This is a genomic window from Methyloceanibacter sp., assembly GCF_041573655.1.
Taxonomy (GTDB): Bacteria; Pseudomonadota; Alphaproteobacteria; order Rhizobiales; family Methyloligellaceae; genus Methyloceanibacter.
In genome coordinates this window covers 21,878-36,765 of the sequence record NZ_JBFFQD010000007.1, presented here as the reverse complement: position 1 = coordinate 36,765, position 14,888 = coordinate 21,878, and the positions used below count along the sequence as shown (strand labels likewise).

16 protein-coding genes are annotated in these 14,888 nt (G+C 61.8%); 10 read left to right on the top strand and 6 right to left on the bottom strand.

Annotation, left to right across the window (positions count from 1 at the left end; genetic code table 11):
* Positions 1 to 370: 370 nt before the first annotated feature.
* The 3 genes from ABY454_RS03090 to ABY454_RS03080 all read left to right on the top strand — a co-directional run bounded on the left by ABY454_RS03090 (position 371) and on the right by ABY454_RS03080 (position 2,329).
* Complete coding sequence (locus ABY454_RS03090; protein ID WP_372928709.1) at positions 371 to 1,114, top strand: MBL fold metallo-hydrolase; 744 nt, start codon at positions 371 to 373, stop codon at positions 1,112 to 1,114.
* Positions 1,111 to 1,734 carry a uracil-DNA glycosylase family protein gene (locus ABY454_RS03085; protein ID WP_372928708.1) on the top strand — a complete coding sequence of 208 codons (624 nt, stop codon included), beginning with the start codon at positions 1,111 to 1,113 and terminating at the stop codon, positions 1,732 to 1,734. The genes ABY454_RS03090 and ABY454_RS03085 overlap by 4 nt, the downstream gene beginning before the upstream one ends.
* 115 nt (positions 1,735 to 1,849) lie before the next feature.
* Entirely contained in the window at positions 1,850 to 2,329 is a 480-nt protein-coding gene (locus tag ABY454_RS03080; RefSeq protein WP_372928707.1) for an Lrp/AsnC family transcriptional regulator, read from the top strand.
* Here the strand turns inward: ABY454_RS03080 and ABY454_RS03075 are convergent.
* The 4 genes from ABY454_RS03075 to ABY454_RS03060 form a co-directional block, all read right to left on the bottom strand.
* Positions 2,326 to 3,198, bottom strand: coding sequence for an NAD(P)-dependent oxidoreductase (locus ABY454_RS03075; protein ID WP_372928706.1), 873 nt, complete (start codon positions 3,196 to 3,198; stop codon positions 2,326 to 2,328). The two genes, ABY454_RS03080 and ABY454_RS03075, sit on opposite strands and share 4 nt — an antisense overlap.
* A 105-nt stretch (positions 3,199 to 3,303) precedes the next feature.
* Positions 3,304 to 4,002 carry a 2OG-Fe(II) oxygenase gene (locus tag ABY454_RS03070; protein WP_372928705.1) on the bottom strand — a complete coding sequence of 233 codons (699 nt, stop codon included), beginning with the start codon at positions 4,000 to 4,002 and terminating at the stop codon, positions 3,304 to 3,306.
* Positions 4,003 to 4,207: 205 nt separating this feature from the next.
* Positions 4,208 to 4,396, bottom strand: coding sequence for a hypothetical protein (locus ABY454_RS03065; protein ID WP_372928704.1), 189 nt, complete (start codon positions 4,394 to 4,396; stop codon positions 4,208 to 4,210).
* Between the two features lie 107 nt (positions 4,397 to 4,503).
* Positions 4,504 to 5,244, bottom strand: a complete 741-nt coding sequence (locus tag ABY454_RS03060; RefSeq protein WP_372928703.1) for a DUF1045 domain-containing protein — start codon at positions 5,242 to 5,244, stop codon at positions 4,504 to 4,506.
* Positions 5,245 to 5,447: 203 nt separating this feature from the next.
* Between ABY454_RS03060 and ABY454_RS03055 the strand changes: the two genes are divergently transcribed.
* From ABY454_RS03055 to ABY454_RS03035, 5 genes are all read left to right on the top strand, one after another.
* Positions 5,448 to 6,080 carry a glutathione S-transferase family protein gene (locus ABY454_RS03055; RefSeq protein WP_372928702.1) on the top strand — a complete coding sequence of 211 codons (633 nt, stop codon included), beginning with the start codon at positions 5,448 to 5,450 and terminating at the stop codon, positions 6,078 to 6,080.
* Positions 6,081 to 6,208: 128 nt separating this feature from the next.
* Entirely contained in the window at positions 6,209 to 7,147 is a 939-nt protein-coding gene (locus ABY454_RS03050) for a cytochrome c (protein WP_372928701.1), read from the top strand.
* 172 nt (positions 7,148 to 7,319) lie between these two features.
* Complete coding sequence (locus ABY454_RS03045; RefSeq protein WP_372928700.1) at positions 7,320 to 9,506, top strand: DUF4384 domain-containing protein; 2,187 nt, start codon at positions 7,320 to 7,322, stop codon at positions 9,504 to 9,506.
* A 181-nt stretch (positions 9,507 to 9,687) separates the two neighbouring features.
* Positions 9,688 to 11,355, top strand: coding sequence for a caspase family protein (locus ABY454_RS03040; RefSeq protein ID WP_372928699.1), 1,668 nt, complete (start codon positions 9,688 to 9,690; stop codon positions 11,353 to 11,355).
* 75 nt (positions 11,356 to 11,430) lie between these two features.
* The gene (locus ABY454_RS03035) at positions 11,431 to 12,621 is read left to right on the top strand and encodes a type III PLP-dependent enzyme (protein WP_372928698.1); all 1,191 of its coding nucleotides are present in this window, start codon (positions 11,431 to 11,433) and stop codon (positions 12,619 to 12,621) included.
* A gap of 78 nt (positions 12,622 to 12,699) precedes the next feature.
* Here ABY454_RS03035 and ABY454_RS03030 read toward each other — a convergent pair whose 3' ends face one another.
* The gene (locus ABY454_RS03030; RefSeq protein ID WP_372928697.1) at positions 12,700 to 12,897 is read right to left on the bottom strand and encodes a DUF2735 domain-containing protein; all 198 of its coding nucleotides are present in this window, start codon (positions 12,895 to 12,897) and stop codon (positions 12,700 to 12,702) included.
* A 166-nt stretch (positions 12,898 to 13,063) separates the two neighbouring features.
* Between ABY454_RS03030 and ABY454_RS03025 the strand changes: the two genes are divergently transcribed.
* Positions 13,064 to 13,459: a DoxX family protein gene (locus ABY454_RS03025; RefSeq protein WP_372928696.1), complete on the top strand. Its 396-nt coding sequence runs from the start codon at positions 13,064 to 13,066 to the stop codon at positions 13,457 to 13,459.
* Positions 13,460 to 13,572: 113 nt separating this feature from the next.
* A complete protein-coding gene (locus ABY454_RS03020; RefSeq protein WP_372928695.1) occupies positions 13,573 to 13,761 on the top strand; it encodes a hypothetical protein in 189 nt (62 codons plus the stop codon).
* A gap of 443 nt (positions 13,762 to 14,204) precedes the next feature.
* Here the strand turns inward: ABY454_RS03020 and ABY454_RS03015 are convergent, their stop codons facing one another.
* A complete protein-coding gene (locus tag ABY454_RS03015) occupies positions 14,205 to 14,348 on the bottom strand; it encodes a hypothetical protein (RefSeq protein WP_372928694.1) in 144 nt (47 codons plus the stop codon).
* Positions 14,349 to 14,888 lie beyond the last annotated feature (540 nt).

Genomic DNA, 14,888 nt, shown 5'->3' with positions numbered 1-14,888 from the left:
GTCCGGATTTGTATGTGAGTTTTTCGCGGGCTTCCTGAACGCTGCGATGAGCGCGCCGCTTATGATTGTTGGCCGATTCCGCTTGAACTCGCGGGGCTTCGGCTGCCGCGCCTGCTGACATGACTATTTTGAACCCGCGACTGTCTCACGAACAAAAGCCGTTGCGGATCAATGGCATAGCGCACGCAGGCGCGGCCGACGCCTAGACCCCCACTTTAGGCTTAACGAGAACTATCTGCTCAAATCCCTAACAGCGCGTTTACTCTCGCTTCGGCCTGACACGGCGCCCTTGTCTTCCTCCTAAGAACCCCCATTTTTCTAGACGGATAGGGCTCGCGAAAGTGCGGGGAGCTGGCTGAGAGGGGAGCCCATGCAGATATCCGTCATTGGCTGCGGCGACGCATTCGGCGCTGGTGGCCGCCTCCAAACTTCGTTCTACGTCCGCTCCCGCTCGTCGCGGTTTCTGATCGATTGCGGCGCTACGACTCTGGTGGGCATGCGCCGGCTCGGGATCGGCCTGGACGACGTCGACACCGTCTTTGTCACACATCTGCACGGAGATCATTTCGGTGGTCTCCCGTGGCTCCTGATCGACGCGAAGTACATCAGCAACCGGACGCGGCCGTTGGTTGTCGCCGGGCCTGCGGGAATTGAAGCGCGCTTCGTCGCGCTCGCGGAGGCGCTCTATCCCAACTCGACAAGGGCTGAGCACAACTTCGATCTGGTCTTCGTCGAGTATGAGGAGCGGCAGCCGCTCGAGATCGGCGGTATCACCGTCACTCCGTTCGAAGTTCATCATCCCTCGGGCGCACCGCCCTACGCGCTGAGATTTGACGCCGACGGCAGGGTGGTCGCGTTCACAGGCGATACGGGCTGGGTGGAGGCGTTGTACGATGTCGCCCGCGATGCCGATCTGTTCATCACCGAGTGCTTTCAGTACGACGAGACGCTTCCCATACATCTCGACTACAAGACCATCGATGCCAATTACGACAAGCTTGGCGCTAAGCAGATCCTGCTGACCCACATGGGCGAGGGGATGCTCGTCGAGTTGGAGAAGGTCGATACGTCCCGCTACATGATCTCCGAGGACGGCATGATCCTCGACCTATGACCGCGCCTGTGTCCGCACTTGATACGCTTTTGTCCGCCGTTCGAGCTTGCCGCGTTTGCGCCGACGCACCGCAAGGAAAGCCTCTACCGCACACACCACGCCCTGTCTTGCGGGCGAGTACCACGGCGCGGCTTGCCGTTTGCGGGCAAGCGCCGGGAACGCGCGTGCATGCTTCCGGCACGCCCTTCAGCGATCCGTCCGGCGTTCGCTTGCGGAGTTGGATGGGCGTGACGGAGGACGAGTTCTACGACGAAGCCCGTGTCGCCATCGTGCCCATGGGCTTCTGCTTTCCCGGGCAAGACGCGAAGGGTGGGGATCTGCCCCCGAGACGTGAGTGTGCCGCGCTATGGCACGAGAAGATCTTCGCCGCTCTGCCGCAGATCGAACTCGTGCTGGCGGTGGGCGCTTACGCACAAGCCTTTCATCTCGGGGCGGCGAAGGGAAAGACACTGCAACAGACCATGGAGCGCTGGCGCGAACTTCTCGCCACCACGCGCGACCCCAAGGTCTTGCCCCTGCCGCACCCCTCCTGGCGCAATAACGCTTGGCTCAAGAAGAACCCCTGGTTCGAAGCGGAGCTGCTGCCGGTCCTAAGGCGCGAGGTCCGCCGGCTTCTCTGAGTGTCCTTGCGGGAAGGGGAAAAATAATCTATTGATACGCCCTTCAGGCCGCGCGTGATGGAATTTCGTTCTCAGGCCTCGCTGTTTCTATCGATAATTTTATCAGGCCCAGGCAATGCTCGACCGCATGGACCGCAAGATCCTCGACATCTTGCAGAAGGATTGCACGCTCCCCGTCGCGGAGATAGGCAAGCAGATCGGGCTATCCACCACGCCCTGCTGGCGGCGCATCCAGAAGCTAGAGGAGCAAGGCGTGATCGAACGCCGCGTGGCGCTGCTCGATCCAAAGAAGGTCAATGTCGGCGTGACGGTGTTCGTGTCCATCACCACGAGCAACCACACCAAGGAATGGCTTCAGCGGTTTCACGCGGCGCTGGAGGACTTCCCGGAGGTGGTCGAGTTTTACCGCATGAGCGGCCAGATCGATTATCTGTTGCGCGTCGTGGTGCCCGACATCGAACGCTACGATGCGTTCTACAAGCGCCTCATAGCGAAGATCGATCTCTCCGACGTGAGCTCGGCGTTCGCGATGGAGCAGATCAAGTTCACCACGGCGCTGCCGCTCGAGTACGCCGCCGAAGAGCGTCGCGCTTAAGCGTCGCGTTCCAGGCGCGCGATCAAGCTCGACGTGTCCCAGCGTCCACCGCCCATCTCCTGCACGTCCGCATAGAACTGATCGACGAGCGCCGTAACGGGAAGGGTGACGCCGTTGCGGCGGGCCTCGTCGAAGCACATGCCGAAATCCTTGCGCACCCAATCTACGGCGAACCCGTGGTCGAACTTGCCTTCGAGCATGGTCTGCCAGCGATTGTCCATCTGCCACGATTGAGCCGCGCCCTTGGAGATGGTGGCGATCACCTTTTCCATGTCGAGGCCGGCGCGCCTACCGAAATGCAGCGCCTCGGCGAGACCTTGGATCAGTCCGGCGATGCAGATCTGGTTGACCATTTTGGTGAGTTGGCCCGCACCCGATGGGCCGATGAGATTGACCGCGCGCGCATAAGTATCGATCACGGGCTTCGCTTTGGCAAAGTCGGCGTCGTCGCCGCCGACCATTACAGTCAAGGTGCCGTTCTCCGCGCCGCCCTGACCGCCTGAGACCGGCGCATCGATCGCTCCGGCGTTCCGGTCTTTTGCGGCCGCATACAGTTCCCTTGCGATTTCCGCGGAGGCCGTGGTGTGGTCGGCAAAGACGGCGCCTGGTTTGAGCTTTTGGAACACACCGTCAGGACCCAGGGTGACGTCGCGGAGATCGTTGTCGTTGCCGACGCAAGCGAAGACGAAATCGGCGCCGTCGGCAGCTTCGGCCGGCGTGGAAGCGAACGCGCCGCCATGTTCGGCGACCCACCGTTCTGCTTTTTCGCACGTCCGATTGAAGACGGTCACGTCGTGTCCGCTGTCCTTGATGTGGCCGGCGATCGGATAACCCATCACCCCTAGTCCGATCCATGCGAGTTTGCTCATGCGTCCGCTCCGTCCGTCCTCGTTTCGGTTTCGGCGTCACCATAAATGAAATGGCCGGGGCGAGCCCGGCCATTTCGAAGCGCATCGGAAAAATGAAAAGCGCGATCAGGCGTTGATCGGCGCCTCCGGGAAGGCGAGTTGCTCGCGCGCGCGCCATTCGTCGGTGACGTAGTTGATGATCAGCGATTTGCGCACGCCCTTGATCGGACGCCTCTCGAATCCGTGAAACGTATCGTCCGCCGGCACGAAGATCATTGCTGCGTTGGGCGCAAACGGCGAGCGGCCGACATGCTTCTTGTCGCCATCGTAGATGTCGGTGCCGAGATTCTCATGGCTCTCGTCGTCGGAGAGGTAGAGAAGCAGTGTGAAGGACTTCACGCCGAGATCGGAGTGAGGCTCCAGCCAGAAACCGTCGGTGTCCTGCGCATATTCAATCCGCAAATAAGTGCCGTCGAGATTGGTTTCGAACGTCTTGGCGATCAGGTCGGTGATGCGCTTGTCTTGAAAAGCCTCGGCCACCGCCGCGACGACGGGGAAGGCTTCTTTGTTCTCGGCATCGAAATATTTGCGCGTCTTGTTGTGCAGCTCTCGCTTGCCCGACACGCCTTCGAGAGACGGTGCTGGGAAGGGGAGATTGAGCACGTCCTGATGGGTGTCCTCAGGTAGGCACCCTCTCAAGACCCAATGTGCATAAGGCTGATCGGAACGATCGCCGTTCGCGACGCTCTGCGAAAATGCGCGGATGATGTCTTCCGCCGTGCTTTTCGCCGCGTCTGATTGTTGTACTGCCACGCTGTCCCTCATGGTGAAGGTCGCCTCCGTCGAAAGGATCAAATTTGCTGGTCTTTCCAGCGCCCAGGCAGACCCATCCAAACCGCTCAAATAGCACCCCGGTCCCCTCGGGCGCAAATGCCAAGGCTGGGATGCGTCCGGTCAATTCCGCGACGACTTTGCCTAAATCAGTCCGAGCCGCGGACCTTGACGTTGGTCAACTTCTGGCGCCGCTGGGTCAGTTGATGGTCATCCAACGGATTTCGTCGGGCTCCAGCGTATCCTCGTCCTCATCGCCGACCGCGACCTGCTCCGAGTGCAGGCACTTGGCGAGAAGCTCAAGCAACGAGGCGTGCAGCTCGCGCTCGACATTATCGCGTGGCGGATTGGCGGCGAGGAACGCCAGGATTTCCCCATAGTCGGGCATTGGAACCCCCGTTTTTTCCCAGCAAAACGAGGGTGGCGGAGCCGTGTGTCAAAACTTAGGCTCGCGTTCGGGGTGGGCCGGCGCTCCGTCGGCGCCCCTTGCGGGCCCTATCCGCCGAGGCCGAAGCGGCCGATCTGGCGCATGGGCGCCCGGCCTCCCGCATCGCCGAACAGCGACAGGCCGTCCAACGTGACGCCCTCGGCACAGATGTCCTCCAGCACCGGCCACAATGCCTGGGAGACGCGTTCTAGATGGGCGGCTTCGAGCGGGCCGGCGAGCGCGATCGAGAAGCGGTACTCGCTCATGACGTGAGGATGGCCGAAGCTCTTCAACAGGAGGCGCTGGTAGGCGCTGAGATGGCGATAGTCCGTGGCGTCCTCGTCTTCGGGCGCGACGGCGAAGTCCTCGAAGGCGCTGACGCATTGGGTGGCGAGCCAATCCAGTGCCGGCGTGGCGTCGACGGGACGCAGCACGAGGTGCCGGCCCGCGCGGGCGAGAGTCAAAGGCCCCGTCGCGACCGGCTTGCGGTGCGCGGTGAAGGTGATGAGCCGCGTCCGCAGTGCGTCCAACGCAACGCCGTCGCGCAGCGTGAAGGGTGCGCGAAAGGGTGCGTGCAGACCCGTGTAGCGGCCCGGCGTGGCAGAGGGCGTGGCGATGCCGGTCAATCCAGAGGTGGAGAACGCCTGCAAGGTGGCGCCGTCATTGGCGCGGCCGAACCAAGAGCGTCCGAATGCCGCGAGTGCAGTTCCAGGCTGGGGCGTGTAGTAGATCGCGTAGCGGGCAAATCCCGAGCGGTCCGATGCGGCGTCTTCACGGATATGGTTGTCAACGTGGGCACAATTGAACATCTATGTCTCCCCTCCGTGCGCGTTTCCCATCGCGGCGTTTGTGCCTTCACGGCTAACAACGGCCTGTGGCGTCGAGGCGACCGGTTTCGGGCGATAGCGCGGCGGGGACATGAAGACTTGGTGACTCGAGCTTTTCGCGACTGCGAACAAGTGCGCGTGCACTGCGGAAGCGGACGCAACATGTTGAGACGGGCGAGGACGCAATGATCGATCTCTATACCTGGATGACGCCGAACGGACAGAAGGTGTCGATCATGCTGGAAGAGGTTGGGCTTCCGTACCGCGTCCATCCGGTCGATATCGAGAATGGTGGCGCGCAGTTCGAGCCCGAGTTCACCAAAATCTCTCCCAACAACAAGATCCCGGCCATCGTCGATCACGACAATGAGCTGACCTTGATGGAGTCGGGCGCGATCCTGATGTATCTCGCGGAGAAGACCGGCAAACTGTGGAGCCATGACTTCCCCACCAAGTGGCGCGTGCTGGAGTGGCTTATGTGGCAGAAGGGCGGCGTCGGTCCGTTCCTCGGTCAAGTGCAACACTTCGTGAAGGTTAGCCCCGGAAAGAGCACCTATGCCGAAGAGCGCTACTCCAAGGAATCGAAGCGCCTATGGTCTGTGCTCGAACGGCGCTTAGGCGAAGTGGAGTATGTCGCGGGCGACTACTCGATTGCCGACATAGCGATCTGGCCGTGGATTTCGCGCTTTGAGTGGCAGACAGTGGACTTCGATGAGCATCCCAATGTGAAGCGCTGGTATGTCGCGATCGCAAACCGTCCCGCGGTGCAACGCGGCTGGGACGTCTTGGAGGTCGGGCGGGTCATGCCCATGCCGTGAGATTTTCCGTGAGACTTGCGCGGTGTAGCAGGGGCTGCACGCGCATGGCAGGATACGGCCCGCACGGGTGACGTGCTCCACGGACGGAGGCCAACGTTTTGCGCCGGGCGCTTCTTTTTCTGGTTGGGTTGATCGCGATTGGTGCGATCGGGTTCTACGGTCTCACGATGCCTGTGACCGTGCCGGCGTCGGCCTTGCCCAATCACACGTCCGTCATCGACAACGGTAAGGTCATGTTCATCGCCGGCGGTTGCGCGGAGTGCCACGCCAAGCCTATCGGCAAATGCGACGATCTCGATATCGAAGACGAGACGGTGCTCGTGGGCGGTCGTTGTCTGAACACCGATGTCGGCACGTTCTACGTGCCGAACATTTCGCCGGATGCGGAAACGGGCATCGGCAACTGGACGACGCTCGATTTCGTCTCTGCCATGAAGCGGGGTGTGGCGCCGGGCGGCGTGCATCTTTATCCGTCGTTCCCCTATACCTCGTATCAGCGCATGACCTATGCGGACCTCATCGACCTCAAAGCGTATCTCGATACGCTGCCGGCGGTGCGCAACGAGACGCCGGCGCATACGTTGCGCTTTCCCTACAACATTCGCCGCGGGCTGGGCCTGTTCCAACGGCTCTATGTCGACGGCAAAACATTCGCACCGGATCCTGCGGTCAGTGACGAGGTTAATCGCGGCGCCTATCTGGTGCGCGGGCCTGGCCACTGCGGCGAATGCCACTCGCCCCGGAACGCGTTCGGCGGCATCATCGCGGACGAAGCGTTCGCTGGCGCCAAAAATCCGGACGGGAAGGGGACGATTCCCAACATCACACCGAGCGCAGACGGGATCGGCGATTGGAGCGAGGAGGACATCGTCTATTTGTTGGAGACGGGGAGCACGCCGGATTTCGACGTGATCGGCGACACCATGGCGCCGGTGCAGGAGAATATGGAGAAGCTCTCGGCAAAGGACCGCGAGGCCATTGCCGCTTTCCTCAAGACGTTGCCGTCCCGTCCCAACGCCGTGCAGAAATCCAAGACGAACGCCGACGATGAGGATGACCAAAGCTAGGGATCGTTCATGCGAGGTTCAGTTGCCGCGGCCTAAAGCAGTAAAAAGGAACTGGTCTCGGTCAAGGGAGGTCCTGACGATGTGGTGCGTGCGCCATAGATTGGTAGCCCTCGCTATGCTGTCCTGCATGGCGATCGGCTTCGGCCATGCGCATGCCGAAACGTCTGCAAACATGTCCAAGCCTCAGGACGGCGTGGCGCGTGCCGCCTTTGATGCGCTCGACAAACATTGTGCCCGGTGTCACCAGGCCGGTCCCAGCCTGAAGCGGCAGAAGCCTGCAAAGAATTTCGGCAATGTGCTGAAGCTCACCGAGATCGCCCGCGATCCGGACTTGATACTGCCGGGCAATCCCGACGGCTCCAGTCTTTTCATTCAGATCGCCAAAAAGGACATGCCCTACGACTGCTACCAGGAGTTCGACTGTAAGGCCGATCCTACGGAGGCTGACGTCAAGGCGATCTACGACTGGATCAGAAGTCTTGGCGATACGGTTGGCGCGGCCTGCGGCAACCGGAAACCGATTGGCGAAGCGGTGGTCGTGCGTGCCATCGCCAAAGACATCAAGGCACAAGAGATGCGCCGACGCCCCGGGATGCGCTACGTGACACTGACGCACTTCTATAATGCCTGTGCATCCGGCGAGGACATGACGCGCTACCGGCAGGGCGTGGTGAAATTACTGAATAGTCTCAGCCGCAATCCCACGCCGTTGACAATGCGGACCATCGATCCGCACGCAACAATCATTGCCTTCAACCTCGCCGACCTCAATTGGACGACCGAGGACTGGGCGCGTCTCGCCGGGCTCTATCCTTATGGCATGGCGCCGAGCGTGCCGGCCTATCGTGATGTGGTTGCCGCGACCGGCGCCGAGCTTCCGTGGCTGCGCGGCGATTGGCTCGCCTTCATCGCGTCACGTCCGCCGCTCTACTACGATCTCCTGAAGCTGCCGACGACTTTCGCCGAACTCGAACGGCAAGAAGGCGTCGATGTGAAGGCGAACATCGAGGCGTATCTTGCCCGGCGCGCCGGGTTTCAGAAGTCCGGTGTCTCCAAACAGAACCGGTTGATTGAGCGGCACGCGATCCCGACCGGCTATTTCTGGACGTCGTACGACTTCAAGGGCGATGCGCCGGCACAAAGCCTGTTCGTGCACCCGCTCGGTCCCTTCGGCGACGGTGCCTTCCGCCACGACGGCGGTGAGACGATCTTCAGCCTGCCGAACGGGTTTCAGGCTTATTACCTGAACACGGCCGAGGGCGAGCGTCTCGGCAAAGGGCCTACCGAAATCGTGCTCGACGACAGTCAACGCGACCGCGCGGTGACCAACGCGATCTCCTGCTTCGGGTGTCATAACCAAGGCATTCGCCAAGCGACGGATGACATTCGCGCGCATGTGCTTCGCGATCGGAGCTTTCCGGAGGGCGTTCGCAAGACGGTCGATGCGCTCTACGCGCCGCAAGATGAGATGAAGGCGCTGCTGACGCAGGACGCCGAGAAATTCCGCAAGGCGATGCTCGCAGCCGGGCTCGACCCGGAGCTCGACTCTCAGACGCAAGGCGTGGAGAGCATCAACTTTTTATCGAAGGCCTACGAGAAGTCGGTCGATCTTCGCATCGCCGCGGCGGAGTACGGGATCGAAGCAGAAGCGCTGGCGCAAGGGCTGGCGGATGCCGGCGGTGAGGCGGTACGCATTAAGCGGCGGTTGGAGCAGGGCGTCCTGCCGCGTCAGATTCTCGAAGCGGAGTTTCCCGATCTCGTCGCCAAGGTTTCCGGCAACGCGCCCATCAGGCTCGCGGCGTTGACGCCGACCGCCGTCGAGCTGATTCAGGATGAGAACGAGGTGTTCTTTGACGACTTCGACCTCGCGCTCACCTCCGACAAGAGCACGTATCGCGTGAACGACGTTGCTGTGTTCAGCGTCACCTCGAGCAAAGGCTGTCATCTCACCTTGATCAATGTCGAGGCCGGCGGGGACGGCACCGTGATCTTCCCCAATCAGTTCCAGCAGGACAATTTCTTGCCGGCGAACACGGAGGCGCAGTTCCCTGGCGACGACGCGCCGTTCCAGTACCGGCTCAAGGATCCTGGCACCGAGACGCTCATCGCCATCTGCAACGCGACAGGAGTGGAAGCCGACGGGATCGAGCACGACTTCAAGACGCGGCAGTTCACGCCGGTCGGCAATTATCGGGAGTTCCTCACCCGGCGGATCGTGGTGGAGGGCACGCCCAAAGTGGCCGCCCAAGGCCAGCCGGCCCGTCCAGCCAAAACGCAACATGAGGCGCCGGCCACTCCAAAGGATGATGATGCCTCCGAGGACCTGGCGCGGACGGCGATCAAGCTGGTGGTGCGCTGACGTTTCATCGACGGGGACGGGCGCACCGCCAATCTCTTGCCGCCATCGCCTCCTAGTTTGGTCCGGGATGCAGATTTGCGGCGGGGCTGGGTTGGCCCCGCTCTTGCTTCGGACCTGGTTGAGTGTTTTGAATTGGTGCGTGCGGTATTTCGCGATCGCCGAGTGTTGCGTAGAGGTTCATATGGCGGGGAGACGAGGGCGCGGGCGCGGCCTGATTATCGGGCTTGCCCTGGCGGTTGTGGGCGTGGCGGGTGCCGAGGCCCGGCCCACGGATATGCCCGTTGTGGCGGTGGTGACCCCGGAGTCGGAGCCGACGCCAGCCCCGGCGGAGCTCCACGATCCCAAAGCCAAAGCGACCGCGCGTGTACAGCGCTGCTACGCCAAGCTCGGCTACTACAAAGGAGCCATCACGGGGAAGGCCAATGAGGCGACCTGGACCGCGCATTGGTACTTCAAGAACGACCATGGGTTGAAGAAGCACGGGGATTTCCTGTCCGAGGCGGTCCAGAAGAAGATCAAAAAACTTTGCAAGGACGTTGAGCCGAGGCCCGAGCCGGTTGAGGTTAAGGCCCCGGAGCCGCCCGCACCGAATTCACCAGAAGAATTCGAGAACGCGGATACCGATACGGTGACCGCGGCGCTTGCCCCCAATGCGGAGCCGGTTGTTGCCGAAGAACTGCCCCCGCCGCCGACCCGGCTTGAGATTGACTGTCTGCCGGAGGACCTCATCGCCGTCTTGCGCAAGGCGCATGGCGAGGGTGTCAGGGCGCCGGCGTGCCGCCGGGGTTGCTTGCCTTCGCCCAAGGGGCTGAGCCAGTCGCAGCTCGACGATCTTCAAGCGCGCTATGGGGTGGGGTGGTGCCGGTCTTGCCTCCAGATCGAAGGGCGCCTCTCCTTGGAAGACATCCGGCGCATCGAAGACGAGGGCAATCTCGAGCTTTGTACCGTGCCGCCGCGCCAGCTGCCGCGACCGGGAAGCGCCAACGACAATGTGGTGAAGTCGTTCAGCCGCATTCGCGAGCTCTATAGAGCGCTGCCCCCCGCCGCGGACGATCCTGGCGCGATCGCGGTCATCATCGGCAACGGCAAGTACGACAACCTGCCGCCGGCGGAGACCGCGCGAAACGATGCCGGCGCCATGTATTTCTTTCTGACCGAGTACATGGGTTTCCGACAGGATCGCATCATCGATCTGCGAAACGCGCGCCTGGCCGATTTCGAGCGCGTCTTCGGACCGGTGTCGGGGTCGGATGGCGAGCTTGCGCGCCTGGTGCGCGCGCAGCCCAACGCGAAGGTCGTTGTCTACTATTCCGGTCACGGCGCGACCAATTCGAGCCACAGCGAGACATATCTGCTGCCGGTGGACGCGGAGCCCTATCGCGAGGAGCGGGGCGGCTATCCGCTGTCGACGCTCTACGACAATCTTGCCGAGTTGAAGGCGGATAAGGTGCTTGTCCTGCTGGAGAGCGCCTATGGACGCGATCACGGGGCCTATGTGCTGCCGCCCAATCTGCCCGAGACCACAAGCTCGGCGTTGCCGTCCGCGCCGCTCTCCAACGTCACGGTGCTCTCCGGCACGGACCGTGGACAGCGCGCGCTGATCGACCCGCGGTACGACGTGGGGCTCTTCACCCGCTACGTCATCGAAGGCCTTGCGGGCCGGGGCGACCTCTATCCGGTCGGCAATGGCGATGGTGTCGTGGACAGCGCCGAACTCTATGCGTTCGTGGCCGCCATGGCGCGCCTGTCAGCGCGCAAGACATTCGGCTTGTTGCAGGAGCCGGTCTATTCCAGCGCCGCGACACCGGCACTGTCGGGTACGGGCGTTGCCGACGCGAAGTCGAACTAGCAACGCAGGCGACCCTGGGCGGTCCTGGAAAAACCCTTTACAAGAAGGCCGAAACTCGTGTGGGAGACGCATGGGATGGACGTTTATCCTTCCGCAGCGAAGCTTCTAAGTCATCATCGCCCTGAGCGGCCCGTTCTCGCGCTTCGACCGCATACGGTTGCGCGTGCGGCGGCCTGGTTCCTCGCAAACTTTCCGGGGCGCGTGCTCTACGCCGCCAAGGCCAACGACGCGCCGCCGATCATCGACGCGCTGGCCGACGCAGGCATCCGCGCCTTCGATGTGGCGTCCCTGGTCGAGATCGAACGTGTGGCAGGGGTCGAGGACGCCGAGCTCTACTTTATGAATCCGATCAAGTCGCGCGGTGCCATTTCGCGCGCCTATCGCGAATTTGGCGTCCGGCGCTTTGCCTTCGACTCCGATGAGGAGCTCGACAAGGTGTTGGACGAAACAAACGGGGCTGACGATCTCACCCTCTACTTGCGCATTGCCTGCCCCAACACGCACAGCCTCATACCGCTGGAGGGGAAGTACGGTGCCTCTCAAGAGGAAGCACCGGCGCTGCTGCTCAAGGCGCACCAATGCGCGATGCGTCTCGGCATTACCTTCCATGTCGGTTCGCAGGCGGTGGTGCCGGCAGCCTTCGGCGAGGTGTTGCGGCAGGTGGGTCAGTTGATCGTGTCCTCGGGCGTGCTTGTCGACGCTGTCGATATCGGTGGCGGCTTTCCCGCACGCTACCCGCACGCCGATCCTCCCGCGCTCGAAAGCTTCATGGAAGAGATCGTTCGTGCGGCGGACGAACTTGCCGTGAAGCACAGTTGCGAACTTTTGTGCGAGCCGGGCCGCGCACTTGTGGCCGAGGCGGAATCGGTGATCGTCCGGGTCGACGCGCGCCGCGGCGACACGCTTTACATAAATGACGGTGCGTTCGGCTCGTTGTTTGACGCTGCGTATTCCGGCTTCCGGTTCCCGGCGCGGCTGGTCACGCCGGGTAAAGAGAGTGCGGAACCTGACACGGCGTTCGCGCTTTACGGGCCCACTTGCGACAGCTCGGACTACCTGCCGGGACCGTTCGTCCTGCCGGCTTGCGTCGGGGAAGGCGACTATCTGGAGATCGGCCAAGTAGGCGCCTATGGCCGCGTCTTGGCGAATCGTTTCAACGGCTTCGGTACTTTCGATGAAGTTGTGCTGACGGATGAACCGATGCTGCCGATGTTTGCGCCCGGTGGCGACGAGTCGTCCGATACCGCGTGGCCGGCGCGCGCCTAGCGTTTTTTCCAAAACACAAAAAGGGCCTGCTCGCGCACGAGACAGGCCCTTCGTAGACTGTCGTTGAGAAACGCGCCGCTAATTCTCGCGCACGTGTTGCTCTTCGCGAATAGCGTCTTCGTGATAGGAGGCACCGTCGCAGGCGACCAAGGCTGTGCGCTTCGACGCTACAGCCTCAATGTCAGTTGCCTCATGGCGACCGCTACTCAAACCGGCGCGGCCGCCCTCGGGGAATTGGTAGATCTTTGCCGTCCGCCCAATTGCGTTTGCCGTCATGGTTCTCTCCATCTCAAAGGGCGCCTGGTTCGGCGGCATGCCATTTCGCTGCCGTCTCCGGCCAAGTCTTCCTGACAACAGCGTGTGCTGACGGGCCGGGCGCTAGCGGGTACACTCCGCCGTCCAAGCGCTCATCAGAGGCCAAACAAAGGGGGAAATTGCTGCCATGTCCAACAGCCTTCAGACTGTGTGGGGTCCACGTGTCCTCAGTATCTTGCGGATCGTTTCCGGGCTGATCTTCTTCGCCCATGGCTCCGCGAAGTTGTTCAACTTCCCGGCCGCCAACTTCACACCGGAGGCGATGTCACTCCCTTGGATCGCCGGTGTTCTGGAAGTCGTCGGTGGCGCTCTGTTGATCGTGGGGCTCTTCACACGGCCAGTCGCATTCGTGCTCTCAGGCCTCATGGCCGCGGCCTATTGGATCGCGCACGCGCCCAAGAGCGTCTATCCGCTGCTCAATGGTGGCGATGCGGCCATCCTCTACTGCTTCATCTTCCTGTACATCGCCTGTGTCGGTGGCGGGCCTTGGAGCTTGGACGCGCTTCTCCGCAAGAAGGACTAGGCGCGGAGGGACTTGAGCGGCGCCGGTCAGCCCCGGCGCCGTACACCTTTCTTTAACCAAGTCTATCAACCGAAGATTCATCGCCGTCGCCGCAGAGTCGGCGGGCGATGAACATGAACCAACAACTCATGGCCGGTCTGATGGCCGTCACGCTGGTGGTGATGATCGGTGCGACGGTGGCGAAGGATTTCACGGAGGCCAGGGGTCGGCCGAGCATTTGGCTGGACCCGCATGCGTCCGATGGCCTACTCGCCAGCCGGCTCAACATCACGAGCATCGCCAAGACGCCGCTGACGCGCTAGCCCCTCGGGGCGTCACTTCGCCCGGTTTTCCTTGGATTCCTCCCAATTATGCCGGTTTTGCCGTGGCTTGAGCGGCTTGCCGCGCATGCCTGGAAAGTGCCCCTAAGGTGGAAGAAATTCCCGTCTGTGGCCCTGATGCTACAGTCTGCCAGGCCCGAACAGGTTATAACCTAGCCATAGGTTTCGAATCTGAATGGAATTTTTGGGGGAACTACCAATGCGTGTCATCATTGCATGTGCGGTTATCATTTCCGCCACGATCGGTCTCGGCGGCTGCTTCGGCCATCACGAGAAAGCCGTTGTGGTTGAGCCTTTGAAGCTGGGCTAAGGGACGAGATAGCCCTTTAGTCTATCTCTCCGGCAAATGTCAAAAACCCGGCCAGATTCTCCTGGCCGGGTTTTTTCGTCTGAGTATCCGCGTTTTGAGTATTTGCCTGTTGGGGCTAACCCGGGACATCGAGGATGCAAGCGCTCCACTGGGCCCAGTGGTTCTGCCCGCGCCAATGGCAGTCGCGCCGGTACGATTGAAATAGGACGAAGGCAATCAGAGCCGTCAGGACCACGGCAAGCATCTTCATCGCTGGCACCTAGGGTCATGTGGCGCCAAGTTTAGCATTCCCGAGCTAGCTGTGGGGCCACGTCTCGGCGATCGGCCCGAGGTCCTGTGAGCGGATATCGAAGGTGCGTTGGCGATTATGTGAATGGTGGGCGGTACTGGACTCGAACCAGTGACCCCTGCGATGTGAACACAGTGCTCTACCAGCCCGTCGCCTAACGGCTCCTCCCGAAAGATCGATAAATCAGCCGCTTACGCAGCTTACGATCTTTCTCTGAGCTCATCGAACCGCCCGTCTTGAACTCCGTGCTGTGACACAGCTGTGACAAGTCGACAATCACGAAGGGGGTAGGTGGGGGAGGGGGGTGCCTCTTCTCAATAAGCCGACATTGAGCCGCTACTTCTCAATCCGGGATGGAGCAAAGTTATGGCCGCGGGTGCTGCAGCGCGGTAATCTCGCAGCAGCCTTAAGGAACCAAGGGGATGCGTGGTTCTTGTCTTGTGCCAGTTTTCTTGTGCGCGGCCCAGGTCCTGACCTTTGCCGTCATGCGCTCGGCGTGCGCTGAGGACC

Bases quoted from the DNA above. Each gene is read 5' to 3' on its own strand.
- ABY454_RS03090 (WP_372928709.1), top strand. From the start codon at position 371: ATGCAGATATCCGTCATTGGCTGCGGCGACGCATTCGGCGCTGGTGGC.
- ABY454_RS03085 (WP_372928708.1), top strand. From the start codon at position 1,111: ATGACCGCGCCTGTGTCCGCACTTGATACGCTTTTGTCCGCCGTTCGA.
- ABY454_RS03080 (WP_372928707.1), top strand. From the start codon at position 1,850: ATGCTCGACCGCATGGACCGCAAGATCCTCGACATCTTGCAGAAGGAT.
- ABY454_RS03075 (WP_372928706.1), bottom strand. From the start codon at position 3,198: ATGAGCAAACTCGCATGGATCGGACTAGGGGTGATGGGTTATCCGATC.
- ABY454_RS03070 (WP_372928705.1), bottom strand. From the start codon at position 4,002: ATGAGGGACAGCGTGGCAGTACAACAATCAGACGCGGCGAAAAGCACG.
- ABY454_RS03065 (WP_372928704.1), bottom strand. From the start codon at position 4,396: ATGCCCGACTATGGGGAAATCCTGGCGTTCCTCGCCGCCAATCCGCCA.
- ABY454_RS03060 (WP_372928703.1), bottom strand. From the start codon at position 5,244: ATGTTCAATTGTGCCCACGTTGACAACCATATCCGTGAAGACGCCGCA.
- ABY454_RS03055 (WP_372928702.1), top strand. From the start codon at position 5,448: ATGATCGATCTCTATACCTGGATGACGCCGAACGGACAGAAGGTGTCG.
- ABY454_RS03045 (WP_372928700.1), top strand. From the start codon at position 7,320: ATGTCCAAGCCTCAGGACGGCGTGGCGCGTGCCGCCTTTGATGCGCTC.
- ABY454_RS03040 (WP_372928699.1), top strand. From the start codon at position 9,688: ATGGCGGGGAGACGAGGGCGCGGGCGCGGCCTGATTATCGGGCTTGCC.
- ABY454_RS03035 (WP_372928698.1), top strand. From the start codon at position 11,431: ATGGACGTTTATCCTTCCGCAGCGAAGCTTCTAAGTCATCATCGCCCT.
- ABY454_RS03030 (WP_372928697.1), bottom strand. From the start codon at position 12,897: ATGACGGCAAACGCAATTGGGCGGACGGCAAAGATCTACCAATTCCCC.
- ABY454_RS03025 (WP_372928696.1), top strand. From the start codon at position 13,064: ATGTCCAACAGCCTTCAGACTGTGTGGGGTCCACGTGTCCTCAGTATC.
- ABY454_RS03020 (WP_372928695.1), top strand. From the start codon at position 13,573: ATGAACCAACAACTCATGGCCGGTCTGATGGCCGTCACGCTGGTGGTG.